This window comes from Candidatus Latescibacterota bacterium, assembly GCA_020633725.1.
In the GTDB taxonomy this organism is placed as follows: Bacteria; Krumholzibacteriota; Krumholzibacteriia; order JACNKJ01; family JACNKJ01; genus VGXI01.
In genome coordinates this window covers 188,718-212,989 of the sequence record JACKDC010000002.1, presented here as the reverse complement: position 1 = coordinate 212,989, position 24,272 = coordinate 188,718, and the positions used below count along the sequence as shown (strand labels likewise).

The window sequence follows — 24,272 nt, the reverse complement described above, 5'->3', positions numbered from 1 at the left end:
CGACCAAAATGGTCGGCATTTGAGTAAGCGGTCCCCGACTCCGAAAGCCCGGCATGCTGCGCTTCACCCGCAAGACCGACTACGCCGTCCAGGCCCTGCTCCACATGGCCGCCGGCGAGGCGTCCGGGCCGGTAAGTGCCCGCGAGATAGCGGCTTGCCATGACATCCCCGTCCAGCTCACCGCCAAGCTGCTCCAGGCCATGGCCCGGGCCGGGCTCTGCGAGAGCCGGCTGGGCTCGCGGGGCGGCTACCGGCTGGCGCAGCCGGCGGCGGCGATCTCGCTGAAGGCGATCATCGAGGCGGTGGAGGGCGCGGGGGACGACACGGAAGGCGCCGCCGCGGTCTGCGGCTACTCGGCTCCCCTGGCCGCCGTCCGCGAGGAGCTGGCGCGGCAGTTCGCCGCGCTGAGCCTGGTCGAGCTGGCGGGGCACCGGGCGGCCCCGGTCCGGGCGGCGCGGCCCATCTACCTGGACAACCAGGCCACCACGCCGCTGGACCCCCGCGTGCGCGAGGCCATGGCGCCCTTTTTCGACGCGCGCTTCGGCAACGCGGCCAGCCGTCAGCACAGCTACGGCTGGGAGGCGGCCGCCGCGGTGAAGGGCGCGCGCGCGTCCGTCGCCGCGCTGGTGGGCGCGGAGCCCGGCGGGCTGATCTGGACCAGCGGCGCCACCGAGTCCAACAACCTGGCCATCAAGGGCGTCGCCGAGGCCTACGCGGGGCGCGGGAAGCACCTGATCACCTGCGCCACGGAGCACCCGGCGGTGCTGGATCCCATGAAGGCGCTGGCGCGTCGCGGCTGGGAGCTAAGTGTACTGTGTGTTGATAATGACGGCCGCCTCGACCTCGCCGAGCTCGCCGCCGCGCTGCGCGACGACACCGTCCTCGTCAGCCTCATGGCCGCCAACAACGAGATCGGCCTGCTGCATCCGCTGGCCGACGTCGGCGCCATGGTCCGCGCGCGCGGCGCGCTGCTGCACGTGGACGCGGCGCAGGCGGCCGGCAAGATCCCGCTCGACATGGAGGCCCTGCAGATCGACCTGATGAGCCTCTCCGCGCACAAGCTCTACGGGCCGAAGGGCGTCGGTGCGCTGGCCGTTCGGCGCGGCACGCCCCGCGTGCGGCTGGAGCCGCAGCTGCACGGCGGCGGGCACGAGAAGGGCCTGCGCTCGGGCACGCTGAACGTGCCGGGCATCGTGGGCTTCGGCGAGGCGGCGAAGATCGCCGTCGAGGAGATGGCCTCCGAGACCGCGCGCCTCGGCCGCCTGCGCGACCGCCTGCTGGCGGGCCTGCGCGAGCGCGTCCCCGGCGTCGTGCTCAACGGCGCACCGAGTCCGCGCCTCGCGGGCAACCTGAACCTGAGCATCGAGGGCGTGGAGGCCGACGGTCTCCTGATGCGCATCCGCGACGTGGCGCTCTCCAGCGCCTCGGCCTGCAGCTCGGCGACGGACGCGCCGTCGCACGTCCTCAGCGCCATGGGCCTACCGCCCGCGCGCGTGCGCAGCGCGCTGCGGCTGAGCCTCGGACGCTTCAACACGGCCGACGAGGTGGAGCGCGTGGTGGATGCGATCGCCGAGGCGGTGGCCGACCTGCGCGCCGCCGATCCCCGGCGCGACCCCGAAACGACAACCAGCACAAGGAGCAGCACGGCATGATCACGCTCACCGACACCGCCGCCAGCGAGGTGCGCCGCCTGCGCGAGCAGTCCGGCCATCCCGAGGCCTTCCTCCGCGTGGCCATCAAGGCCGGCGGCTGCAGCGGCTTCAGCTACGAGCTCGAGCTCGACGACGCCCTCGGCGAAGGCGACCAGCGCTTCGAGACGGCGGGCATCGACGTGGTCGTCGACATGAAGAGCTACTTCTACGTGAAGGGCCTCGTGATCGACTACGAGAAGAAGATGATCGGCGGCGGCTTCCGCTTCGAGAACCCGAACGCCGCGGGCGGCTGCGGCTGCGGGACGAGCTTCTCGGTCTAGCGTGTCCCTCGACGACGGCATCGCCTGCGGCTGCGGCGATTCCTGTGCGGCGCCCGCCGCGCCGTCGTCGTCTCACGCGCACGCGCGCGCACGCTGGGACTGGCGGGGACGTCTCACCGCGCTCAGCGGCCTGCTGCTCGTCGCGGCCTTCATTGCACATCAGGTGACGCGAGGCTGGCGCGCGGCGCTCGAGGGCGGCTCGCCGCCCTTCGCCGCGACGCTGCTCTACGGCGGCGCCGTGCTCGCGGGGCTGCTCTTCGTGCTGCCGCGGGCCTGGCGGTCGCTGGCGCGGCTGCGCCCCGACATGAACCTGCTCATGACGATCGCCGTCCTCGGCGCCGTGGCCCTGGGCGCGCTCTTCGAGGCGGCGGCGGTGAGCTTCCTCTTCGCCTTCAGCCTGGTGCTCGAGTCCTGGAGCGTGGGACGCGCACGTCGCGCCATCGCGCGCTTGCTCGAGATCGCGCCGGAGACCGCGCGGCTGCTCGACGCCGCGGGCGCGGAGAGCGCGGCGCCCGTGGAGCGCGTGGACGTCGGCGCGCGGATCCGCGTGCTGGCCGGCGAGCGCATCCCCCTCGATGGCGAGGTCGTGGCCGGCCGCGGCGGCGTGGATCAGTCGCCGCTCACCGGCGAGAGCCAGCCCGTGGCGAAGGCGCCGGGCGACGCGGTCTACGCCGGCTGCATCAACGGTGAGGGCGTGCTCGAGATCGCGGTGACGCACACGTCGCGCGAGAGCCTGCTCGCGCGCATCCTGCGCGAGGTGGAGGAGGCGCGCGGCAACCGCGCCCAGGCCGAGCGCTGGGTGGACGGCTTCGCGCGCGTCTACACCCCCATCATGCTCGGCGTGGCCGCGCTGATCGCGCTCGTGCCGCCGCTCGTCTTCGGCGGCGCCTGGTCGCGCTGGATCTACGAGGCGCTGGTGATCCTGGTCATCGCCTGCCCCTGTGCGCTGGTGATCTCGACGCCGGTGAGCATCGTGGCGGGGCTCGCGCGCGCGGCGCGCGAAGGCGTCCTGATCAAGGGCGGCGTCTACCTCGAGCTGCCCGCGCGCCTCAAGGCCATGGCCTTCGACAAGACCGGCACCCTCAGCCGCGGCGAGCTCGAGATCGCGCGCGTGTCGCCCGCGCCGGAGTCCGGGCTGGACGAAACCGCCCTGCTGGGCTTGGCCGCGCGGCTCGAAGCCCACAGCACGCATCCGCTCGCGACGGCGGTGCGCGAGGCCGCGGCGGCGCGCGAACTCGCGACCCCGCCGGCCGAAGACATGGAGACGGTGCCCGGCCGCGGCCTCACCGGCCACGTGGACGGCCGCGCCTACTGGATCGGCAGCCCGGCCTGGATGGGCGAACTGGGTCGCGACCCGCGAGGCGTGGCGATGGCCATGGCCCGCGCCGAGGCCAAGGGCCACAGCCTGTTGCTCGTCGCCGACGAGATCCGCATCGTCGGCCTGCTCGCCGCGCGCGACGCCCTCCGCCCCGAGGCCGCGGCCGCCCTCGGCGAGCTGGCGCGGCTCGGCATCCGGCATCAGGAAGTGCTCAGCGGCGACGGCTCCCGCGTGGTCGAAACCCTCGGCCCCGCGCTGCGCGCCGGCGGCGCCACGCCGACCCTGCGCGCCGAGCTGCTGCCCGACGCCAAGGCCCGGGCCCTGCGCGCGCTCGCGGCCCACGGCCCCGTGGCCATGGTCGGCGACGGCATCAACGACGCGCCGGCCCTCGCCGCCGCGGACCTGGGCATCGCGATGGGCGCCATGGGCGCCGACGCGGCCATCGAGACCGCGGACATCGCCCTCATGAGCGACGACCTCGCCCACCTGCCCTGGCTCGTCCGCCACTCGCGGCGCGTGCTGGGGATCATCCGCCAGAACCTCGGCCTGGCGCTGGGGCTAAAGCTGATCTTCCTCGCGCTCGCCCTCGCCGACCGCGCGACGCTCTGGATGGCCATCGTGGCCGACATGGGCGCATCGCTGCTGGTGATCGCGAACGCGCTGCGCCTGCTGCGCGCGCCGGGGGCGACGCGGCTCGCGCCCTGACCCGCCCCCGGGGGCGGGTCAGCGGAGCAGCAGCATCTTCCGCGTCTCCGACCGGCCGGCCACCGTGAGCCGGTAGAGATAGACGCCCCCGGCCACGGGGGTACCCCGCTCGTCGGTGCCGTCCCAGCGCAGCTCGCGCGTGCCGCCGAGCAGCATGCCGTGGGCGAGGGTGTCCACGCGGCGGCCGGTCACGTCGAAGACGGTGAGCTCAACCTCGGCGGGTTCGTCCAGCGTGAAGCGGATGTGCGTGGTCGGGTTGAAGGGGTTGGGATAGTTCTGCGCGAGCTGGAAGGCGTAGCCGGGCGCGCCGCTGTCGGTGGCCACGCTGACGGTGGCGGTCCAGACGCTTAGGTCGCCGGCGTCCATGCGCATCCAGATCGGGTGCACGTGGCCGTCCAGCGCCACGATGTCGATGTAGTCGCCGAAGAAGACCTGGCTCAAGGGCGTGAAGGGCGTCTCGCTGACGAGCGTGTTGACGAAGCTCGCGCCACCGTCGGTGGACTGGGCGAGATAGACCTCCGTGGCGTCGCCCACCGTGTTGCGGCGGTCGTAGAAGACCAGGTAGAGGCTGCCGGTCGCGGGGTCCACGGTGAGCCAGTGGAAGAACTGGTGGCGGCTCGTGGCGTCGTCATTCACGCGGACGGGCGCGGTCCAGCTGTCGCCCTGGTCGTCCGAGCTGATCAGGTAGACGTTCGTGTCGTTCGAGCCCGCGCGCTGGTCCGACCAGGCGATGTACACGCGCCCTCGATAGGGCGAGTCGCTGGTGTCGCAGGCCGTGACGGGGAAGCCGTTGGCGCGGTAGATGCCGCTCACGGCGAAGTCCCAGCCGCCGGGTTGCGTGGCCACCTCCCGGTCGGTGCCGAAGGTTTGGCCCCCGTCCAGCGAGCGGTCGAAGTAGATCTGCTCGTGGCCGGCCCAGCTCAGGTAGACCTGGCCCTCGGGCCCCACGGCGGGCACGGCGCCTTCCACCGTGTCGTCGGCGTCCAGGCAGTTGCCGCCGAGGTCGCTGACGGTGATCGCCGTCGACCAGGTCGCGCCGTGATCGGTGCTGCGCGCGAAGCGGATGCGCGAGCTGTCGGCGGGGTTCGTGCTCTCGTAGGCGTCGAACTCGGTCCAGGCCAGGTAGACGTTGCCGTGGAAGGGGCCGCCGGTCTGGTCGCTGGCGAGCCACTCCTTGTCCTCGTCCTTGGGCGGGTTGTAGCCGACGCCCACGCCGTCGTCCCAGTTCAGGCCGCCGTCCAGCGAGCGCTGGACGACGATGCGGTCCAGCCAGCCGTCGGGCCCGGAGCCGTAGGACAGGTGGGCGTAGTAGGCCGTGCCGAAGGCGTCGAAGTGCACGCAGGGGTCGCCCCAGACGCCGAGCGTCGAGGTGATCCCCCCCTGCGCCCAGCTCAGCCCGCGGTCGAAGGACGTGTAGCTGCGGAAGATGTTCGCGCCGGCCACGAGGTTCTCCGGATCCACCGGGTTCACCGCGATCGTGACTTCCTCCGGATCGGCGCTCCAGGTCGCGCTCACGCGAACGTTGGGATACTGGGCGTGACCGGCGACGGGGAGGGTCAACAGCGTGACGGCAAGAGCCAGCCTGTGAGCGCGCATGGTCGACCTCCCTCGAAGGTGTGCCCTTGCATCAACTATAACACGGTCACGCCGCCCCTGGCACGCGCCCGACGACCCGCAGCAGCAGCCACGCCGCCACCGCCCCGATCGCGAGCGACGCGCCCACCGGCAGGCCCAGCGCCACGGGCAGGTAGCCCGCCACGACGCTCAGCCCCAGTGCGGCCAGCGCGATGGGCGCCTGCGTCTTCACGTGGGCCATGTGCGGGCAGCTGCTGGCCACGCTGGAGAGCACGGTGGTGTCGCTGATGGGTGAGCAATGGTCGCCGAAGATGCTGCCCTCCAGCACCGCGCCGATGGACAGCAGCAGCAGGCCCTCGGCGCCCAGCGCCGTGCCCTCGCCCAGGCGCGCGGCGAGCACGGTGACGTTGGGCAGCAGGATCGCCATGGTGCTCCACGAGCTGCCCGTGGCGAAGGACACGGACGCGCTCGTCAAGAAGAGGATCAGCGGGAAGATCAGCGCCATGTCCGCGAGCCGCCCGCCCGTGGCGGCGATCAGCGCGTGGCTGGTGCCGAGGTCGTCGCAGACGCGGCCCATCACCCAGGCCAGGATGAGAATGCCCACGGCCTCGAGCATCGCCGAGAAGTTGCCCACGCCGGCCGACAGCGCCTCGCGCCAGCCGAGCAGCTTCTGGCCGCGGGCGAGCAGTATCGCCACCGCGAACCCTGCGATCGACGCGAACGCCAGCGCCCGCGCGCTCTGCGTGTTGGAGAGCACCGTGTCGCGCAGGTAGACGAGGTCGCCGAGGGCGGCGAGGCCGCGGCCGTCCACGTCGCCGTAGGCCAGCATGAGCGCCACCGTGACGCCGACGATCACGGCGAGCGGCAGCGCGCCGTTGATCCAGCGCGCGGGCAGGCCAGGCTTGGCCGCCGTACGGCGCAGGGCCTTGGCGCTGAGGCGTTCGGCGCGGCCGCCGGTCTCGTCCTCGGGGCTCACGGCGCCGGCGCGCGCGCGGCGTTCGGCGCGCAGCATGGGGCCGAAGCTGCGGTCCATGGCGGCTCCCATGAACACCAGCAGCAGCGTGAAGATCGAGTAGAAGCGGAAGGGCAGCGTGCGCAGGAAGACGATGTACGCGTCCTGGTGCATCCCCGCCGCCGGCAGCTGGTCGGCGTAGAGGCTCATCTCGTAGGCGACCCAGGTGGACAGCGCGCTGAGGCCGGCCACGGGGGCGGCGGTGGAGTCCACGATGTAGGCCAGCCGCTCGCGGCTCACGCGCCAGCGGTCGGTGAGCGGGCGCATGGTGGTGCCGACGAGGATGGTGTTGGCGTAGTCGTCGAAAAAGATGAGCAGCCCCATGGCCGACGCGAAGAGCTGCGTGGAGCGCACGCCGCGCACCGCGCCCCCCGCCGCGCGCAGCAGGCCCGCCACGCCCCCCATGCGGCTCATGATGCCCACCGTGCCCACCAGTCCGAAGATGAAGACCAGGATCTCGATCCGGAAACGGTCCAGCAGCGCGTGGCGCAGGATGCCCTCGTAGCCGACCCAGAAGAGACCGGTCAGCGGGCTGCCGCCGACGATCAGCGTCGCCCCCACCCAGATGCCGGCGAAGAGGCAGAGGAGCGTCTGCCGGAAGGCGAAGGCCAGCACGATCGCCACCAGCGGCGGCAGCAGGCTCTCCCAGCCGGGCAGGGGGACGCGCTCGTCCACGAAGGTCTCGAGACGAAGCGTGCGGATGCTCCCGCGCAGCTGCAGCGCGTGGCGGCTTTCCTGAGTCCACGCGAGGCTGAGGTGCAGCGGCATCTGGGCGCTGTCGGGCGCGGCGGCGGCCTGTGCCTCCAGCTCGCGCTCGAGGACGGGCCGCACGCCCGCGGCGCCGGGGCCGTCGAGGCTGAGCACGATCTCACGCCCCGCCGCGCCCCCGTGGGGGGCCAAGCGCGCGGCGAGGCCGGGGAAGAAAGAGCGTTCGAGGCCGGCGGGCACCAGCCGATCGGGGTCGGCGGGCAGGCGGCTGAGCAGCAGCAGGACCACGAGCCCCAGGCCGAGCGGCAGGAGCTGGCGGCGGCTCGGCAGGAAGCGGGGGCGCACCGTCATGGGCGCCGAGTATCGTCTAGCGGGGGCGTATCGACAAGCCGATCCCGAGCAGGATCACGCCCGCCACCAGCAGGGCCAGGGCGACGCGCGGCAGGTGCTGGAGCCGATAGCTGGCGAACTGCGCCCAGCTGCCGCGCTGGAAGTAGACCTCGCCGGGCAGGCCGCCGGCCAGGTGATCGGGCAGGGCCATCACCTCGGCGACGCAGCCGCCGGCGGGCACGTCGGTGGGCAGGGTGATCTGCGTGCCCTCGACGCCCTCGCGCGTCCACAGGTAGTCCGAGCCCATGCCGCGAACGGTGACGTCGTAGCGCTGCGCGCCCTCGACGCCGGTCCAGCGCAGGTCGCCGCCGCTGGGGGCGAGCACCTCGCCCTCGAAGGGCCGCTCCACCACGACGCCTTCATCGCCCAGCGTGAGCCGCGCGGACGAGCCGCCGAACAGGGGGCCGCGAGATGGTGTCAGCAGGAAGATGCCGATGAGCCCGGCCACGAGACAGCCGGCCGCCGCCGTGCGGAGGCCCGTGGCCATGCTGCGCAGGCGGGCCCGCCACTGCTGGCGATAGGCGGCGCCGGCGTCGCGCAGCACGCTGTCCATGGCGACGACCACTTCGCAGGAACGGCAGATCGCCAGGTGCGCTTCCAAGGCGCCGCGCTCCTGGTCGCTGAGCGAGCTGCGCTCCCGGTGGCGCAGCTCGCCGACCTCGGGATCGATGCAAACGTACTCAGTCGGGGTGTCCATTGTCGTCCTCATCGCATGTCGGGTCTGCCGGCAGCGGGAACCGCCGCACTGGCCGTTCCGCCATCGCCTGCCTCCACCCTACAAACGCTGCTAGAGATCCAGATTCAACCTTCGGTACAGCTCCTTGAGACAATTATCTCTGCGCTTGAAAATCGCCTGTAATGTTACAGGCCGGCCCAGGAGGAGCGCCGCGAGCACCTTGGTCGGAATGTCGTAGTAATAAATGGAAATCAGGAGCAACGGACAAGGCCACTTCAGCTTGAGGATCTCCCGGTGGAGCAGGTCGAAGGGGACGTCCGGGAGCTGCGGAGGCCGTGGCTCCCCGCCTCCTCCACGCTGCGTCGCCTTGCCGATCAACCGCTCCATCGCCCGGCGGCGCTTGAGGATGTCGAGGCAGGCGTTGTGCAGCACCCCCATCAGGTAGGGCAAGACGGGCCGGTCGAAGACCGGCGTGCGCTTCACGAAATCGATGAACTTGCCGAGAGCGACCGCGACCGCATCCTCGGGACCCTCCATCCCCGCGTCCGAGACCATGGCCCTCGCCTTGCGGATCAGCCGAGGGTAGACGAGGCGGCAGAGCTCGTTCTCCGCGGCCACGTCTCCGGCCCGGATCCGCCGGATGAGTTCGTCCAGGTCCCAGTCCATGCTCTCTCGCTCCTCCCGTATTCGCCCCTCTCCGGACTTGAGCCGAGCAAGTCCACAGGGTACCCTCAATTCACATTTGGTACCATACCGCACGCCGTACGGGAGCCGCTGCCTTGTCGAGACGCTTTGTCACATCGATGTTCCTTCTCGCGGCAACCCTGGCCCTGGCCGTCATCTTGGGAGGCGGATCCTGTCGTCCGCAGGGGGAGTCCTCCTACACTGAGGGGATCCTCGACGACATCCCCGTTCCCCCCGGACTCGCGCGTGCCCTCGAGCAATCCCGCGCCGACCGGCGGCCCGGCGGCCCGCTCACCCCTGACCACGAGTGGCGGGCCGGCCTCGATCTCCGTCTCGACGACCCGGAGACCCACGACGCGGCGGTCGCCGAGTTCTTCGCGCGGTGGCGGCGGGAGCCGGAGCGACTGCTCTGGCTGGAGTGCGTCGAGCGCGACGCCCTGCTGCAGACCGATCCGGACAGCGTCGCGGCAGTTCAAGCGCTCATCCCACCCCGCAGCCCGGCGGCTGCCGTACTGGCCGTTGTCCTTGCCGAAGAGCAGTCGGTGCGGGACTCGCTGCTGGGGGACATCGCGCCAGAGTCGTTCGGCACGGAGGAGGACCGCCTCGTCTTCCGCCTGTCACGCGCCATGTGGCGAGACCCCGCCGGCCGCTCGGGCGAACTTCTCGATGCGATCCCCTCCGCGCGCGGCCTGGGCGGCCCCTTCTTCGAGGCGCGTTTCTGGAAGGTGCTGGGTGAGGCCCTCGCCGCGGAGGGGCAGCTTGACGCGGCGCTGCACGCCGAGGCTTACAGCATCGAGCTCTACGAGCAGTCTTCGGGGGAGCACTGGGCGCTGTGGGCCGGGATCAACATGGCGGAGCATCTGATCGAAGCGCAGCAGCCGGGTCGAGCGCTCATCGTCCTCGATCGCACGCGAGAACGCGCTCGGACCGAAGGGGCCGCGTTCGTCGAGGTCATCGCCATCGGCGAGCAGTCCTCGGTTTACGTTGAGTTCAGCGAAATCGGCCGGGCCTTGGATCTGGACATCGAGGCAGTGCGCCTGATGGACCGCCTCAACTTCCGGCTCGATCGCACACTCATCCTCCTGAACGTCGCCGACGATTACCTTCAACTCGCCGAGCTGGATCTGGCGCGCGCGTGGATCGACTCCGCGCACGTCGAAGCGGCGTCCACGGGCACTCTTGAGGCCCAGTGGGCGGTGTACCTGGACGACGCCGACCTCTCGGCGATCATGGGGCAAGCTGCACGCGCCGACTCGCTCGGCCAGCTGGCAGATTCCCAGAATGCGGGACTCGCCAGCCAGAAGCACCCCTACGCGATCGCGCGGCGTGCGCTTCACCGGGCCCAGCGCGCGCTGACCCTCGGCAACTTCCCCGTCGTCGAATCTTCCCTGCTGGAGATGGAGCGGCTGTTGTTGGAGCCGGTTCCCCGCGGCAACGCCGAGGACTATCCCCTGGAAGCGGGACTGCTCAGAGCACAGCTCGAGCAGGAGGCCGGCAATCGCGTGCGCGCCTACGCGGCGCTGGACTCCTGCGTGCTGCGCTTGTCCCAGGTTCCTTCCGCGTCCGGATCGGCGCGCGTCCTCGCGCTCCGTGGACAGATCGCCCAGGACGGCGGCGATCCATTTCTCGGTCTCGAATTCATCCACGAGGCCCTGGACTCGGCAGTGGCCAGCCATCGCCCTGCGATCGTGGTGCAGCAACGGCTGGTCCTCGCGCAGGCGTTGCTGGCTGCGGACAGCGTCGGGGCCGCCCGCGCCGAATTGGGACAGGTGGGCAAGCTCCTGGCCGAGCGCAGAGGCCTGCGGAACCTCCAGGAGCGCGACTACTGGCTGATTCGCTGCGACGAGGCCGATGGACGTCCGGCAGATGCTCTGCGCCGCGCGCGCGCGCTGCTTGCCCAGTCGCCTTCCCTGCCCCAGGACCTTCGCGTGAAGACCCTGCTCGCCGTTGGGCGAAGCGAGGAGGCTCGCGGCGTGGCGACCCGGGCTCGCGAGGCCTACCGCACGGTCGTGGAGGAAACTGGCGACGTCAACCAGCGTCTCGAGACAGCGACCCTGCGCTACATCGCTCGCGATGCCTTGCGGGAAGCGGTGGAAGGACTCGTGCGCCTCGAGCTTCGCGACGGTCTCAACCGCAAAGCCGCACTGGCCAGCCTCACCTGGCGCCACCAACTCCAGCAGCTGCTCGATGGGAAGCCCATCGAACCCGTGGCGATGCCGCAGCAACCCACGCTGATCCTGCTGCTGGCTCCGAAGGTGAGCACGGTCTGGTTCGTCCGCGGCGACACGATCGAGGTCCGGCAACTCCCCGGCAGGGCGCAGCTCGAACGCCTTGGGCAGCGCGTGCTCGACGGCGTGTCGAGGCCAGGCCGCCAGCGGGACGTCGCCGCTGAGACCGAACTCGGCGAGCTGCTCGTGGAGCCCTTCGCCGGGCACTGGCCCCCGGGGACGTCACTTCAGGTGCTGGCCGACGGCAGCCTCCGCGCCCTGCCCTGGGACCTGCTCCGCCTCGATGGTCGCAGCTCTCTCGAAAGGGGTCCCGTGGTCCAGGTGCCTTCGCTCCAGCCCGCCGTTCACGACTGGCCGGCAGGGCTCGGCGACATCCCCGCGCTGACCTTCGGACGCAACGCGGCGGCGGGACCCGGCCGTCCGCCTCTGGCGCATGCCGAGGCCCAGGCGGAGTCCGTGGCGGCACTCTGCGCCCCTGGCAGCCGCTCCGCCCTGGGCGACACGGTCACGGTGAAGGCAGTGATCGATGCCGCAGCGCGCGGCAACTTGCTCCACATCGTGCTGCACAGCGTGGCGGGGCGCTTCAGCCCCGGGCAGACGGCCCTCGCGCTCGGGCAGGACGGACTCCTCGACGCACAGCGCGTTGCCGCCGAGTCGTGGAACACACCGCTGGTCTTCCTGGTGAGCTGCGAGACGGTGGACCGCCGCGGACGGGGTCTGGACCTGCCACGCGCCTTTCTCGCAGGGGGCGCGGGGTGCGTGCTCGCGAGTCCGATCAAGGTGCCGGACTCCTCCGGCGAGGACTTCGCCCTGCTGTTCTATCGCCACCTTCGCGAAGGCCTCAGCGCGGACGAGGCACTGCGCCGAACCAAGCTCGACAGAGGGGCCAGCCCACACGAGCAGGCTGACCCCTGTACCTGGGCGCCGTGGCAGATCCTGCGATCTGCGCGCTAGCGCCTAGTTCTTCTTGGCCGCACGCCAGCGCGAGAAGTGCAGGGTCTGGAAGCTGATCGTCGTGTTCACCGAGTCCGCCACCACGATCGCCGGCGGCGAGAGCGCGACGAACTCCTCGTTCACCTCGTCCATGTAGAAGACCTCGAGCGTGTCCCCCACCGCGAACGTCCCATTGGCCAGCCACAGCGAGTAGTCCAGCGTCACCGTCACGGCGCTGCTGAAGGTCTGCCCGTGGGGCAGGAGCTGGTAGACGGGCACGTGGGTACAGGGCACCAGCACCGACAGCGGCGCCGGCCCCTGGTAGGCGCCCGCCGGCACCTGGAGCTTGCAGGTGTCGCTGTAACCCGGGCAGGTGCCGAGCAGCGTGCCGCCCCCGCTCAGGGTGGCGGAGTAGGACGCGTAGGTGGCGCTGTCGCTGGCCGCCATCGCCTCGGCGAAGGTGAGCGCGGACCTCACTCCCAGCGGACCGGCGGCGGGCGGGTCCGCCGCGCCGTCGAGCGTCAACGGTGAGACGAGGGGACTCTCCCCGTCGCGGCTGCAGCCGGCGAGCAGGGCGATCAACAGGACGATGGCAAGGGCGAGAACGAGAAGGGCACGGCGCTGCTGCGTGTGGCTCTGCATGGAATCCTCCCGGTTCGAGCTGCGACGAGCGCGACGGGAGCGGCCGAACGGCGCGTCCCTGCGTCGTCACCGGGAGGACGGGATGTAACGTGGGGGTTAAACCGAAAGCAGGTGCCACTTGGGCACCTGCTTCGACACCGACACCAGATTGTGACGCAGCCGGCGGGCCGGAACGCTAGCGTGCCGCCGCCTTGCGCGTGGCACGGGCGGGCTTGAAGCTCTCGGCGGCGAGCCCCGCCTCCTTGATCATGGTGGACAGGCTCGGCCGCGGCACGTCGGCCATCTGGGCCGCCGCGGTCACCTTGCCTTCCGCCAGGCGCAGGAGGCGCGAGAAGAAGCGGCGCTTGAAGTCCATCTCGGTGAGCTTCTTGGCCTTGCGATAGGACAGCGGGAGCAGCTCCACATCCAGACCGTTCACGCCGAAGTCGGCCAGCGTCACGGTGCGCCCCTCGGCCCGCAGCACGGCCAGCTCGACGCTGCGGCGCAGCTCGTGGAGGCTGCCGGGCCAGTTCCGTCGCATCAGGAAGGCCTCCACCGCCGGATCCAGCTCCAGCTCCGGGCGGCCGTGGCGGCGCCCGTAGCGGCGGAGGTAGCCCCGGACGAGCGCGGGGATGTCCTCGCGCCGTTCGTCCAGCGACGGCACCGCCAGCGAGTAGACGTGCAGCAGGCTGAAGAGCTCCCCGTGGAACTCGCCCTCGCGCGCGGCGTCGGTCAGCGACCGGCAGGCGGTGGCCATGGGGCGGACATTCAGCGACACCGGGTGGATGCCCCCGACCCGCGTGCAGCGCTTCTCGTGGAGCGCGCGGTAGAGCTCCGCCTGCACGCTGCGCGGCAGGCGCTCGACGCCCTCGAGCAGCAGCGTGCCCCCGTCGGCGATCTCCAGGAGGCCCCGGCGGCGGAGGCCGTCGCGGCTCTCGCGGCCGAAGAGCCGCACGCGGCAATCCTCCACCGACAGCCCCGCGGGATTGAAGGACACGAAGGGCTCCCGGGCCCGCTTGCTGAGCAGGTGCAGCTTCTTGGCCACCTCGCGGCGTCCGCTGCCCTGATTCCCGTAGACGAGCACGCCCAGCTCCGTGCCCGCGGCCTGCTGGATCTCCTCGTGCAGGGCGCCGAGGCTGCCCCCCATCTCGTAGACGTCCAAGTCCAGCCGCTGCTGCCTCAGGAGCAGCCGCTCCTGCTGCCGGCGGCTGTGGTCGCGCGCCCGGTCGAGCACGATGCGCAGCTCCTCGAGCCGGCAGTCCGAGGCCAGGTGGGCGTAGATCGGCTGCCGCAGCGCGCGCAGCCGCTGCTCGGGAGGTAGACCGTCATCGAGCGCCAGCACCACGGGCAGCTCTGGGTTGAGCAGGAGCAGGCGCTCCAGGCCGTCCAGGAGCGGCACCGCGTTGCGCGGCTCCAGGTGCAGGACCAGGTAATCCGGAAGCCACTCACCGAGCTGGGCGAGAGCGTCCTCCGCGCTGCGGGCGCTTTCGACCTGGTAGTCCCCCGCCAGGGCCTCGGCCCAGCGCATGATCAGCACCCCGTTGGGGTCCAGCAGCAGTACACTTGCGTTGACCATTGTCATCGTTTCCTCACGGGCCGGAGTGACACGGCTGTCGAGCGCCGACGTGCGGAGGAGTTAACGGCAAATCCGGATTTTGTAAAACAACTTTTCTTGCTCGGTAAACCCGAAGTTACTCTCCGGCCTGCTCCCCGCACACGCAAACCTGGTGCTCGTGGCCCCCTGGCGCCCGCCGATCGCGGTAGATGAGGACCGTCACCGGCCGTTTACCCCCTGTGCGCAGACGTGGACGCAGTGTCTCCGGATCGAGCGGAAAGCCGCGCTTCTTGAGGACGAGCGGCCCCGCGTCGTGACGGTCCAGCGCCGCCTGCAGGGCCGGGATGCTGAGGGGCAGCTGCTCGAGCAGGGGCCATCGCCGCAGGAAGGGGCTGCGCGTGGCGTCCCCGGTGAGGTAGGCGATCGCCGGCGCCACCGGCGCGAGGCCGTGCTCGGTGGCGAAAGCGTCGAGGAGGCCGGCGCGGATGAGCGCGGGGTCGGGCTCGTGGAGCCAGGGCCCGGGTGGCGCGGGGGTGGGCGTGGGGACGCGCCCGTCGCCACGGTAGGCGTGGGTCGCCCAGCGCTCCACGTCCCCGTCCAGCAGCGTGGCCTGGCGCGTCACGCCGCGACGGGCGGCCCCACCCCAGAGCACCGCCTCGCGCAGCTCGCCCCGCCAGGAGACGGTCTCCAGCTCCCAGTCGCCCGGGGCGAGGCCTGCCAGCGGGCCGTCCGGCCCGGCCAGTTCGTCGTCGTCCAGCGGCAGCGCCGGCCCCCACTTGAGACACCAGGCGTCGCTGTGGCGGAGAAGCGCCGCCACCTCCGCCGCGCTCGGGGAAAACGCGCGGGGATCGCGGCGGCGACGTCCCCGCGGACCTGCGGCGCGACGCGCCGGATCCAGGAACAGCGCGCGGTGGGCGGGCAGCGGCGTGCCCGGGTGGCGCCCGGTGACGACCTCGCCCTCCAGCCCCAGCGCGGCGAGATTCGCGCGGGCCAGTGCGGCGGCCAGGGGGTCGGCCTCGAGGCCGGCGACCCGGGCGCCCGCGGCGGCGAGGCGGGTCAGGTCGCCCCCGGCGCCGCAGCCCAGGTCGAGCACGGGGCCGAAGGGAGCGAGCCGCGCCGCGCGATGGCTGGCCACGGGATGCGCGCTGGCCTGCTCCAGCAGCTCGGGCGTGAAGCGCAGGGGCTCGGCGGCGGGAAACTTCAGGGGCCGGCGCGTCTCGGCCTCGGCGACGCGCAGCGCCAGGGCGACGAGCTCCGCGTCGCCCAGCCGGCGCAGGGCCGCCACGGCGCGCGGCGTGGCGCGCTCGGCGGCGGGCAGGGCGTCGACGGCCGCGGCCAGGGCCTGCCCTTCCGGTCCCAGGAGACGGGCGACGAGCTGCTCGGCGCTGGACACGGAGGGGGCTCCTCAAGTTGGGGTTGGGCGCATCGTGGCCATAGTCTATCATTCCCCGGCGCCCCGGGAAGGGCCACGTCCGCGGGAGGACCCGATGCGGCCACGCCGCCACAGCCCGAACAGTCTCCGCCTCCTGCTCCCATTCCTCGGGGCGCTGACCCTGCTGGCGGCCGCGTGCAGCCTGGAGGTCAACGACCTCCCCGAGAACCACCCGCCCTCCGTGAGCGACATCTTCATGGATCCCCCGCCCGCGGCGCTCGCCCCCCGCGACAGCTTCCGGCTCAGCGTGTCGGCCACGGACCTCGACGACGATCTCCTCCGCTTCGCGTGGAGCTCGGGCAGCGTGGGCAGCTGGGCCGGCAACGTGAACAACGACTCCACGGTCACCTGGGTCGCGCCGTCGAGCTTCGCCGCCGTGGACACCGTGGAATTCAGCGTGCTGGTGCGCGACGCCGAGGACGCCACTCCCGTGGTGCGCACGCTGGACGTCCCGGTGATCGAGCGCACGGGCTCGCTGCGCGTGGACATCGTGGACCTGGAGGGCAATCCGGCGGCCGTGCCGGTGGCGGTGCTGGACGTGGACACGCTGGCGACGCCGGCGAGCACGCAGCTCTTCGACGCGGTGGCCTGGGGCGAGAAGGTGGTCGTGAGCTTCGCCACCGACGCCTTCCACGGCGCGCGGTCCCTGGAACCCGTCTTCGCCGGCTATCCAGACACGCTGTTCATCCAGCCCGACGTCGAGAACCGGCTCACGATCACCGTGGCGCCCACCAGCGTGCTGCTCCTGCCCGGCGTGCACGCCGACAGCCTGATCACCGAGCTGCAGGCGGGGGTCGACTACTGCGCGGCCATGGGCGTCGACACGCTGCTCCTCGCGCAAGACAGCTACTCGCTGGCGCATCAGGAGCTGCCGGGCGTGGGCAGCGCCGCCCTGCGCCTCGACGCGGCCGACCTGCTGCTCGCCCCGATGCCGGGCGTCGGGCCGGTGGCGCTGGACGCGGGCGAGGGCGACAACGACTTCGGCCTCTATCTCAGCGGACGCAGCCAGGCCATGCAGATCCGCGGCCTCGCGATCACGGGCGCCGCATCCACGGGCATCTACCTCTACCACAGCAGCGCCACCGTCGAGGATACGCGGGTGACGCGCTGCGGCTCCGCGGGGGTCTTCCTCGACGGCCGCCCCCAGGACGCGCTCGCCATCGCGCGCTGCGTGCTGGACGGCAACGACCACGGCGTGTCCCTCAGCGGCGGGGCGCTCGACGCGGAACGCCTGCTCATCCTGCGCTCGCACTGGTATGGCCTTTGGCTGCGCGACGGCGCCGCGGGCACGCTCACGACATCCAGCGTGCTGGACTCGGATCTCGCGGGGGCCTTCCTCTCCGATGCCGGCGCGGTGACGCTGGAGCGCTGCATCGTCGCGCGCGGCGGCCGCGGGCTCTTCCTGCAGTCGGGCGCCGCCCCGACGCTCGTCTGCAATCTGCTCTGGGACAACCCCGTGGGCGACTACGGCGGCCTCGATCCCGGCGCCAGCGATCTGCTGGCGGACCCGCTCTTCTGCGATCCCGACGTCGACGACTGGCGCGTCGACGCCGCGAGCCCCGCGCTGGGCGGCGCCTGCGGCGACATCGGCGCGCTGGGCGACTGCGACGGCGCGATGGACCTGCCAGTGGAGGGCTTCTGATGCGCCGCGCGCTGCTCGCCCTCGGCTGCCTCGCGCTGGCCACCGCGGTGCGGGCGGACCACGTCGACCCCTGGGGACTGCCTTCGGGCTCGGCCGCGCTGCGCCTGGCGACGCAGGACAGCATCCAGACGAACGGCCTCGTGCAGGGCATGGACTTCGCCGCGGGGCAGGTGGACAGCCTGTCGGGCTACCTGGACCTGGTGATGGCGGGGCTGGCGGATCTCGTCTACGTGGAGCTCGAGGCGGGGGAGACCGAGCACTGGCTCCGCGCGCCGGAGGATCCCGGGACGCTCTTCGACCGCGTGCTCATCGCCGATCTGGGTGAGCGCGGCATCGACACGGTGGCGGACATGCTGGACGAACTCGGCGCGCCCGTGGCGCTCGAGCGCTTCGCCATCGCGGCGCCCGGTCACAGCTACGCGCTGTTGCAGGTGCAGGCCGGAGCCGCCATCGAGACGACGGCCGTCAAGATCGAGGTCACCGCCCTCGCCGATTCGCTCGTGAGCTTCGACTGGGCCTGGCAGCCCAACGGCACGCGCACGTTCATCCCCACGGCCAGCGAACCGACGAGCTTCGGCGCCGTGAAGGCCCGCTACTGACCCCAGCCCAGGACCGACGCCGTTGCCGATCCTCAACCCCACCGTCCCCCGCGCCGACGTCGGCGAGCCCAGCTTCCTCGGCCATCCGCGCGGCCTCTTCGTGCTCTTCTTCACCGAGATGTGGGAGCGCTTCTCCTACTACGGCATGCGCACGCTGCTGGTCCTCTACATGGTGGACCACCTCTTCCTGCGGCCGGACGTGGGGCGGCACGTCCTGGGTTTCACAGCCGTCAAGGGCGTGCTCGAGTCGATCTTCGGGCCGCTCGAGGCGCAGCCGCTCTCGTCGCAGATCTACGGCCTGTACACGGGCCTGGTCTATCTGACGCCGCTCTTCGGCGGCGTCCTGGCCGACCGCTGGCTGGGACGGCGCAAGAGCGTCGTGCTCGGCGCCGTGCTGATGGCCATCGGCCACTTCCTCATGGCCGTGGAGTGGCTCTTCTTCCCCGCGCTGCTCTTCCTGGTGATGGGCAACGGCGCCTTCAAGCCGAACATCTCCACGCAGGTGGGCGACCTCTACCCGCCCGGGGATCCGCGTCGCGATCGCGCCTTCACCATCTTCTACATGGGCATCAACCTGGGCTCGTTCTTCTCGCCCCTGGTCTGCGGCACGCTGGGGCAGAAGGTGGGCTGGCACTACGGCTTCGGCGCGGCGGGCGTGGGCATGGTGCTCGGGCTCCTGCTCTACCTGTGGGGACAGCGCTACCTCGCGCCCGAGCAGATCGCCGAGCGACGCGCAGCGCGCAAGGCCGAGAAGGAGCCGCTGACCGCCGGCGAGTGGCGCCGCGTGATCGCGCTGGTGGTGCTCTGCGCGCTGAACATCGTGTTCTGGGGGGTCTACGAGCAGCAGGGCAACACCATGCAGCTCTGGGCCGACCGCAACACCAGCTGGAGCATCTTCGGCTGGGAGATGCCGTCCACCTGGTATCAGGCCTTCAACCCGCTGATCATCTTCGCCTTCGCGCCGCTGCTGAACATGTTCTGGACCTGGCAGAACGGCCGGCGCCGCGAGCCCGGCAGCGTGATGAAGATGGCCATCGGCTGCTTCCTGCTCGGCGCGTCCTTCCTGATCATGATCGCCGGCACGCGCGGCATGGGCCCCGAGGACCAGCGCAGCGTGCTCTGGCTGCTGGGGACGACCTTCGTCCTCACCATCGGCGAGCTCTACCTCTCGCCCATCGGCCTCTCGCTGGTGACCAAGGTGTCGCCCGCTCGGATCGTCTCCATGATGATGGGCGTGTGGTTCCTCTCCAGCTTCTTCGGCAACTACATGTCGGGCTTCCTGGGCACCTTCTACGAGCGCATGAGCCGGGAGACGTTCTTCGGCATGCTCTGCCTGCTGGGCCTGGCGGCCGGGCTGGCCATCTGGGCCTTCAGCAAGGCGCTGAAGGCCGCCGTGGCGTCGCACGAGTAGGCCGCCCGGCGTAGCATGGATGTGGCATAAGCTGATCACCGTTGGCATGCCCCCCCACCTGTGGGACACTTAAGCTAATCCTGGGAGATTCGGGGGTGGCTGTCAGGTCAATACGGACTCTGTACACCTTGTCTGCAGTGGGAGCATCTCGAGTGGCAGCGATGTCGAAGCTACGGGAGATATTTCTGCGTCGGGACAGGTGAAAGCTCTGGATGGCCTGGCGTTCGGGAACGCGCAGGATGTTCCCCAGGGCTTTCCAGGACCGAAACGAAAGATCATCATGGCCTACGACGTGGCTGGCAATGAGATCGGCTATCTTGTGACCTACTGGATTGAATAGCCCGGATAGCCGTGCGGGCCCGTCAAGCTGGGAGTCGCCATGCGATTTCAACCCCGTGCTGGCTGGAAACCGAGAGCCCTGATCCTTACAGCGCTTTGGCTGAGTGTTTGTTGCGGAAAGCCGTGGGCGCTGGAGATTCACGTGCCTGACGACTACCCATCAATCACTCAGGGGTTGCAACATGCCTGGAGCGGGGATTCCGTCGTCGTTGAATGTGGTACCTATGTGGAGAGTGCCATGCTAGTTCGCAGTGGAGTAACCCTGCGTAGTGCGACTGGAAGTCCCAACTGTGTCGTCATCGATGGCGGCCAGAACGGCTCCATCCTCCGCTGCTGGAACGCGCCTCTTCGGGCGCGGATCGAGGGAATCACTTTCATGCACGGCGGGGCCTACAATGACGCCGACGGAGGTGGATTCAATATCCAAAGCGCCCAAGTCGGAATCCACAGCTGCCGATTCATCTCCAACTATGCGGGCAGTCAGGGGGGCGGCATCTATGCCGTTGATTCGGATGTCCTCGTTGACAACTGCGAATTCAGCGATAATCGCGCAACGGAGTCTGAAGTCGGCGCGGGAGAGGGCGGTGCGGTTTACTGCGGCGGGACTACACTGGAGGTCACTTATTCGACATTCACTGAGAATGTGGGGCACCATGGCGGGGGAGGGGGCAGAGGCGGGGCAATCTTTGCCACCTCTTCTCAAGTCGCGATATCGGACTCCGAGTTCTACGGGAATTACAGCGACAACAACCTGGGTGGCGGCGGCGGTGCGGTCTATGCCAGTGGTGCAGAGCTTCTCGTGGACGGCAGCCGCTTCGAAGCGAACTGGACATATGGTATTGGAGGTGCCATATCGCAGTCAGGATTGAATTGCACAATCACGAAGACGGTTTTCCAAGAGAATTCGAGTGGATACGGAGCTGACGGTTCGAGCATCGCGGCTGGGGGCGATGAGCTGCTCATCGTGACCAGTCAGTTCGTGCGTGCCTCAGCAACCCCATCGCTTGGCTGCGAGGTATTGGCATCCGCGAGCACCGCGCTGCGCGTGGAGCAGTCGACTTTCGTCTCGACAGGAGTCGCACAAAGCACTTCCTACCTCCGGGGCGGTGAAGACCCACAGATCGTAGACTGTCTACTCGTACTTGGCGAAGGTCTCACCGCCTACTCATGCGGAATTGCTGCTCCCAGTTTCCATTGCTGCGACATCTACAGCCCCTTCGGTGACGCTTGGGTCGACTGCTACGCCGACCAACTCGGCGTGAACGGCAACATCGAAGCCGACCCGCAGTTCTGCGGGATTCCCGGCAGCGGTAACTACTACCTGCAGAGCGACTCGCCTTGCGCCCCGAACAACAACGGGTGCGGCGAGCTCATCGGCGCACTGCCTGTGAACTGCGGCGCGGTGAGCACGGCCGAGACGAGCATCAGTGCGATCAAAGCGCTCTACTAGACGAGTCGGCCATCGGGTGCCGGCCCAGTAGCAGCGCGGATCTCTTGACTACCTCCATGCCTCGGCATAGGGTCCAGGGACTGACCTCATCCGAACTCGGAGTCTGGGCCCCGTGGACGCATCGCCGGCACTTGTCACCGTCGCCATCATCATCGCCACGGTGGTGGTCTCGGCCCTGGGCTTCCGTGACGAACAGGTGGTCCGGCGCTTCCTGTTCGACGTGCAGGCCGTGCGCGCGGGGCAGCTCTACCGCCTCTTCACGGCAGGTTTCTTGCACGCCAGCCTGCCGCACCTGCTCTTCAACATGTTCAGCTTCTACTCGTTCGCCCGGTTGATCGAGCAGGTCTACGGGCCCCTGCCGCTGGCGCTCATCTACGTGGCGGCGATCCTCGGCGGCAACCTGCTGGCGCTGGCGATGCACCGGAACCAGGTCTACCGGGCCCTCGGCGCGTCGGGCGGGGTCTGCGGGGTGATCTTCGCGAGCATCTTCCTGCTGCCGGGCGGCAGCGTGACGGTCTTCCCCATTCCCATGGCGATCCCGTCCTGGCTTTTCGCGATCCTCTTCGTGGTGGCCACGGGCGCGGGCATGCGCAGCGGCTTCGGCAACATCGGCCACGATGCCCACCTGGGCGGTGCGATCATCGGCCTGCTCGTGACGACGGCGCTCTATCCCGGCATCGTAGCCCGCAGCCCTGCGCTCTACGGCGCGGTGATGGCGCTGTCGCTGGGGCTGCTGATCTACACCTACCGCCGGCCCGCGCGTCGCGGCTAGCGGAGCATCACCAGCTTCCTGTTCCCATTTCCCGACGCGGTGTTCAGCGTCGCGAAGTAGACCCCCGACGCCACCGCGCGGCCCCGCGAGTCCCGGCCGTCCCAGGTCCAGCGCTGTTCGCCGGCGCCGTAGACGCCCTCGGCGAGGGTCGCCACGCGTCGGCCCGAGACGTCGTTGATCAAGAGCGTCGCGCGCCCCGCGGCCGGCAGCGTGAAGCGCAGGGTGACCTTGGGGTTGAAGGGGTTGGGCCAGGCGTCCAGCGCGATCACGTCGGACGCCGAGGGAGGCACTGAAGTAGGCGCGCACTGGAGGGGCTGGATGCGCAGGCCCTCGACTTCGGCACAGAAGACCGCGTCCCCGGTGACCTGGAGGTTGCGTAGCAGGAGTGCATCCGCGCCGCCGAGGCGCTGGGGATGGGTCGGCGGGACGAGCTGGAGCACGACCAGTCCCTGCCCGGTCGCGCCATAGCCCACGGGACCGTCCACCATGAGACGGGTCATTCCGAGGTCCGGGTTCTCCGCGAGCAGCTCGGGAGCACCCGGCGTCGAGACGTCGTAGACGCGCAGGCCGGCGTCGTAGATTCCATAGGCGCAGACATAGGCGAGGTCGCTGGCCACCGTGACCGACTCGTAGTCGTAGGGCAGCGCGGTTTGACTCAGCACCGTCAGCTGCGCGGGATCGGACACGTCGACGATCGTGAGCCAGCCATGATTGATGACGTAGGCCAGCGATCCCACAAGGGTGCAGTAGACCGTCGCGCCGGGCAAGGGCAGGGTGTCGAGAAGCAGCGGCGACTCGGGGCTGCTGAGGTCCACTGCGCACAGGCCGGAGTAGTACGTGCAAACGAAGGCGTAGGGCGCGCTGAAGGCCATGTCCACGGCGGGACCCGGCAGCGGGAGCGTCGTCACCAGGCTCGGGGCGGTCGGCGTGGCGATGTCGAAGACCGCGAGCCCGAGGTCCTCGGCCGCGCCGTAGACGCGGCTGCCGTCGATCGCCACGGCTTGCAGATACTCGCCGAGATAGAGCGAGCCGAGCTCCGCTGGCTGGCCGAGGTCGCTGACGTCGACCGTGACCAGAGACTGAAAGCTCGCCACGGCGGCCAGGGCGCCATCGACGGCGACGTCTGACCCCGTGCCCACGTCCAGCACGCTGAGGGGCGACGCGGTCTCGAATCCGCCCAGGTAGACGTCGACGAGGCCGGCATTCTGGCAGGCGACGAAGGCGCTACCGCCCACCACCGCCATCTCCTGGGGCGAGGAGGGCAGGTCCATCTCGCCGAGAAGGGTCATCGCCAGCGGGTCGCTCACGTCGGCGACCTGAATGCCGTCGCCGACCAGGAAGAGGTATCCGCCCGCGAAGAGGGGGTGGCCGCCCAGCGCGGGAGCCGTCGCCAGAACCTGCGGACTGGCGGGGTCGGAGATGTCGAGGGCCACGAGCCCGTCGAAGGTGCTGACGTAGGCCAGCGGGCCGGCGAGGGCGATGCCGCCGTAGTCCTGGGCAATGTCGACGTTCGCCACAAGCTGGGGGTCAGCGGGGTCCGTGGCGTCGTAGATATCGTAGTAGCTGCCGATCAGGCCATTCACCGCGAAGTGGACGAATCCGCCCTGCACCGCGAAGCCCACGACACCCGCGTCCGGCCCGCCGGAGCCCCCGGAACCGAGCGCGGTAGGATGCTGTGGATCGGAGACATCCACGATCCGGAAGCTCGGGTAGCCGCCCTCCCATCCCGTGGCGATGTAGGCGAGATCGTCCTCCACGATGATCTCGTAGGCGAAGCCAGGCAGCTCCAGCTCGCCGATCAACACAGGGGCTGCGGGCGCGCTGACGTCGAGAATCCACAGCAGGCTGGGCTCGGGCGGCCAGCCGTTGTCGTACTGGACCAGATAGGCGAACTGGCCCTGGACGTCCACGTCCTCGGCGAGGAGCGGCGTCGGGAGGGTCTGCGCGAGGACGGGATCCGTGCCGGACAGGTCGACGACGGCAAGTCCCGCATCCCCGCCGGCGACCAGCGCCACGTCCTCGACGATCGCGACGCTTCGGGCTGGCCCGCCGAGGTCGAGCATGCTCTCGACGTGCATCACGTCCTCGTAGTTGACGCACTGCCCACCCGCGGGCGCCGCGCCCGCGCCGAGGATTCCCAGCATGACAATCAGGACTTCGCTGCGCATGACGCCCCCTCCAGCCTGTGCCCGACCTTTATTATAGCATGATAGTCCCGCGGGAGGCGCGGCGCAAACCGGGGATGGAGGG

At 70.4% G+C, this 24,272-nt stretch carries 18 protein-coding genes; 10 read left to right on the top strand and 8 right to left on the bottom strand.

Annotation, left to right across the window (positions count from 1 at the left end; all coding sequences use genetic code 11):
* The first annotated feature begins 53 nt into the window (after positions 1-53).
* The 3 genes from H6693_05405 to H6693_05395 are packed head-to-tail and all read left to right on the top strand — an operon-like array spanning position 54 to position 3,995.
* Positions 54-1,652, top strand: coding sequence for an aminotransferase class V-fold PLP-dependent enzyme (locus tag H6693_05405; protein MCB9515608.1), 1,599 nt, complete (start codon positions 54-56; stop codon positions 1,650-1,652).
* Positions 1,649-1,972, top strand: a complete 324-nt coding sequence (locus tag H6693_05400; protein MCB9515607.1) for an iron-sulfur cluster assembly accessory protein — start codon at positions 1,649-1,651, stop codon at positions 1,970-1,972. The genes H6693_05405 and H6693_05400 overlap by 4 nt, the downstream gene beginning before the upstream one ends.
* 1 nt (position 1,973) lies before the next feature.
* Entirely contained in the window at positions 1,974-3,995 is a 2,022-nt protein-coding gene (locus tag H6693_05395) for a heavy metal translocating P-type ATPase (GenBank protein ID MCB9515606.1), read from the top strand.
* Between the two features lie 18 nt (positions 3,996-4,013).
* On the opposite strand, the gene H6693_05390 is transcribed toward H6693_05395, so the two are convergent.
* The 4 genes from H6693_05390 to H6693_05375 form a co-directional block, all read right to left on the bottom strand.
* Entirely contained in the window at positions 4,014-5,591 is a 1,578-nt protein-coding gene (locus tag H6693_05390) for a T9SS type A sorting domain-containing protein (protein MCB9515605.1), read from the bottom strand.
* Between the two features lie 46 nt (positions 5,592-5,637).
* Positions 5,638-7,641, bottom strand: coding sequence for a Na+/H+ antiporter NhaC family protein (locus H6693_05385; GenBank protein MCB9515604.1), 2,004 nt, complete (start codon positions 7,639-7,641; stop codon positions 5,638-5,640).
* Between the two features lie 16 nt (positions 7,642-7,657).
* Positions 7,658-8,377, bottom strand: a complete 720-nt coding sequence (locus H6693_05380; GenBank protein MCB9515603.1) for a hypothetical protein — start codon at positions 8,375-8,377, stop codon at positions 7,658-7,660.
* 90 nt (positions 8,378-8,467) lie between these two features.
* A complete protein-coding gene (locus H6693_05375; GenBank protein ID MCB9515602.1) occupies positions 8,468-9,022 on the bottom strand; it encodes a hypothetical protein in 555 nt (184 codons plus the stop codon).
* A gap of 137 nt (positions 9,023-9,159) precedes the next feature.
* On the opposite strand from H6693_05375, the gene H6693_05370 reads away from it, so the two are divergent.
* Entirely contained in the window at positions 9,160-12,222 is a 3,063-nt protein-coding gene (locus H6693_05370) for a CHAT domain-containing protein (protein MCB9515601.1), read from the top strand.
* A gap of 3 nt (positions 12,223-12,225) precedes the next feature.
* On the opposite strand, the gene H6693_05365 is transcribed toward H6693_05370, so the two are convergent.
* From H6693_05365 to H6693_05355, 3 genes are all read right to left on the bottom strand, one after another.
* Positions 12,226-12,843 (bottom strand): hypothetical protein, encoded by a 618-nt coding sequence (locus H6693_05365; GenBank protein ID MCB9515600.1) that lies wholly within the window; start codon positions 12,841-12,843, stop codon positions 12,226-12,228.
* 175 nt (positions 12,844-13,018) lie between these two features.
* The gene (locus H6693_05360; protein ID MCB9515599.1) at positions 13,019-14,404 is read right to left on the bottom strand and encodes a sigma-54-dependent Fis family transcriptional regulator; all 1,386 of its coding nucleotides are present in this window, start codon (positions 14,402-14,404) and stop codon (positions 13,019-13,021) included.
* 109 nt (positions 14,405-14,513) lie between these two features.
* Positions 14,514-15,770 (bottom strand): SAM-dependent methyltransferase, encoded by a 1,257-nt coding sequence (locus H6693_05355; protein ID MCB9515598.1) that lies wholly within the window; start codon positions 15,768-15,770, stop codon positions 14,514-14,516.
* 94 nt (positions 15,771-15,864) lie between these two features.
* Between H6693_05355 and H6693_05350 the strand changes: the two genes are divergently transcribed.
* The 6 genes from H6693_05350 to H6693_05325 all read left to right on the top strand — a co-directional run bounded on the left by H6693_05350 (position 15,865) and on the right by H6693_05325 (position 22,022).
* Entirely contained in the window at positions 15,865-17,451 is a 1,587-nt protein-coding gene (locus tag H6693_05350) for a hypothetical protein (GenBank protein MCB9515597.1), read from the top strand.
* On the top strand, positions 17,451-18,050 hold the full coding sequence (locus tag H6693_05345) for a hypothetical protein (GenBank protein MCB9515596.1): 600 nt from the start codon (positions 17,451-17,453) through the stop codon (positions 18,048-18,050). The genes H6693_05350 and H6693_05345 overlap by 1 nt, the downstream gene beginning before the upstream one ends.
* A gap of 28 nt (positions 18,051-18,078) precedes the next feature.
* Entirely contained in the window at positions 18,079-19,461 is a 1,383-nt protein-coding gene (locus H6693_05340; protein MCB9515595.1) for a peptide MFS transporter, read from the top strand.
* A 199-nt stretch (positions 19,462-19,660) separates the two neighbouring features.
* Positions 19,661-19,801, top strand: coding sequence for a hypothetical protein (locus H6693_05335; GenBank protein ID MCB9515594.1), 141 nt, complete (start codon positions 19,661-19,663; stop codon positions 19,799-19,801).
* A 141-nt stretch (positions 19,802-19,942) separates the two neighbouring features.
* Positions 19,943-21,250: a hypothetical protein gene (locus tag H6693_05330; protein MCB9515593.1), complete on the top strand. Its 1,308-nt coding sequence runs from the start codon at positions 19,943-19,945 to the stop codon at positions 21,248-21,250.
* A gap of 112 nt (positions 21,251-21,362) precedes the next feature.
* Entirely contained in the window at positions 21,363-22,022 is a 660-nt protein-coding gene (locus H6693_05325; protein ID MCB9515592.1) for a rhomboid family intramembrane serine protease, read from the top strand.
* Here the strand turns inward: H6693_05325 and H6693_05320 are convergent.
* Positions 22,019-24,190 (bottom strand): T9SS type A sorting domain-containing protein, encoded by a 2,172-nt coding sequence (locus H6693_05320; protein MCB9515591.1) that lies wholly within the window; start codon positions 24,188-24,190, stop codon positions 22,019-22,021. The two genes, H6693_05325 and H6693_05320, sit on opposite strands and share 4 nt — an antisense overlap.
* Between the last annotated feature and the right edge of the window lie 82 nt (positions 24,191-24,272).